Genomic DNA, 1,707 nt, shown 5'->3' on the forward strand with positions numbered 1-1,707 from the left:
AGATTTAAAGAAAGTATATGCTGCGATTACAGAAGAGGTAGCGTTAAGTGAGCTATCGCTCTTAGAGGAAAAATGGGGCAATCAGTATGCGATAGCATTAAGAAGTTGGCGAAGCAATTGGAATGAGTTAGCAACATACTTTAAGTATCCTCAAGAGATAAGAACATTGATATATACTACAAATTCAATGGAAAGTTACAATAGATTATTAAGAAAAGTTACTAAATCGAAGTCTATTTTTCCTTCAGATGATTCTTTGCACAAATCATTATACTTAGCAACTATGGATATTTCTGAAAGATGGACTCAAAAGATTAGAAATTGGACTCAAATTTTAGCTCATTTAAGTATTTATTTTGAAGAAAGAATTTTAACTCTAAATTAATAAAGAAATATTTCAAAAAAATTAAGAAATTTTCTTAAAGGGGTAATAATTTTTGCAAAAATGGAAAAAATATCAAAATAAGGCTATGATTTTTAAAGCCATAGCCTTACAAATAAATGTTTAATTATCACTTAAAAAATAAATTTTTATTTAAAGAATACACATAAATATTTCCAGACTCAGACTAATCGCTTATGGAATTAAATATTAGGTTATAGATAAACTGAATTTTTAATAATATCTAGCATGAATATGTCATTTTATCTTTTAGTATCATTACTTTTTGCAGTCTGTCTAGATTTATTAAGCGTTCTTAATGCTTTTTTGATAATATACTTTGTTTCCTTAGTATTACTTTCTTTTTCCCATCTTCTACAAAGGTTTTCAACAAAGGTTGGCTGTGTTTTACTTGCATCATTTAACCAGTTTCCAACGCTGTTTTGAACATATTTAGATGAATCTGATTTCAATGGTTCTAAAATTGATAAAGCCAGTTTAGGATTTTCTTTTAATTCTTCAATATGTTTACACCAAACCCCTCTAGGTCTTGTAACCTCACATGCAAAACGTCTAATGTATTCATTTTCATTCAATACCCATTCTGATAAAATCAAAATGCTTTCCTCTAAATTTTGAATAACAGCAGGTCTAATAGCAACCCAAGCCTCTTCTCTTACATTAAAATGCTTATCTGTTGCAAAAATTCTAATTTCTTGAAACATTTGACTAAGACTTAAATTTGTATTTTTCCCTATCATAAAAGTTCCCCAGCTACGAACCAAGTCAGATTCATGATGTGAGATTATTTGTAAGCATTCCTTATCATTATAATTACTGGCTTGTTTTAAAAGTTCTGCTCCGATAGCTTCACTTATAGTATTGGAAGTTTGTTTTTCAAGTCTATTGATATGTTCTAAAATAGGATTTAAATATGCTTCTCTACCATTTTGTAGTAATATATATGTAAGTAGTAGTCTTCTATCAATAGCAAACCATTCTACTACATTGGCAGTTTCTATTTCTCCATGATTTAATTTTTCTAATATTTCTGATGATATATCATTTGTTGACCTAGCTCCTTTTCGTTTTGTTTCTTCCATAATCAACCTGCTACTCAAAATATGGTCAAATATATCCATATCGAGATTTTTCCTTCTTCATTGAACCTCGCCTTGCCTAAGCTACTACGATTTGATATAGTTCTCCAAAGGCTTAAATTCCGAAGTTAGCCCTCCGTACATATATAAGTGCTTTTAAGCCATCTTATATTTTTTAGCATTTTTAAGATTAATACTTGCATTTAAATCTCTATCAATAGATAA

2 protein-coding genes are annotated in these 1,707 nt (G+C 29.0%); one reads left to right on the forward strand and one right to left on the reverse strand.

The features are described from left to right. Nucleotides 1–385, forward strand: a 385-nt coding sequence (locus KGF42_RS18990; protein ID WP_227826896.1) for a transposase, incomplete at its 5' end; no start/stop codon positions are given. Between the two features lie 260 nt (nt 386–645). On the opposite strand, the gene KGF42_RS18995 is transcribed toward KGF42_RS18990, so the two are convergent. Next, a complete protein-coding gene (locus tag KGF42_RS18995; protein WP_227826897.1) occupies nt 646–1,485 on the reverse strand; it encodes a DNA alkylation repair protein in 840 nt (279 codons plus the stop codon). Between the last annotated feature and the right edge of the window lie 222 nt (nt 1,486–1,707).

Source organism: Clostridioides sp. ZZV15-6383, assembly GCF_020657735.1.
In the GTDB taxonomy this organism is placed as follows: Bacteria; Bacillota; Clostridia; order Peptostreptococcales; family Peptostreptococcaceae; genus Clostridioides; species Clostridioides difficile_D.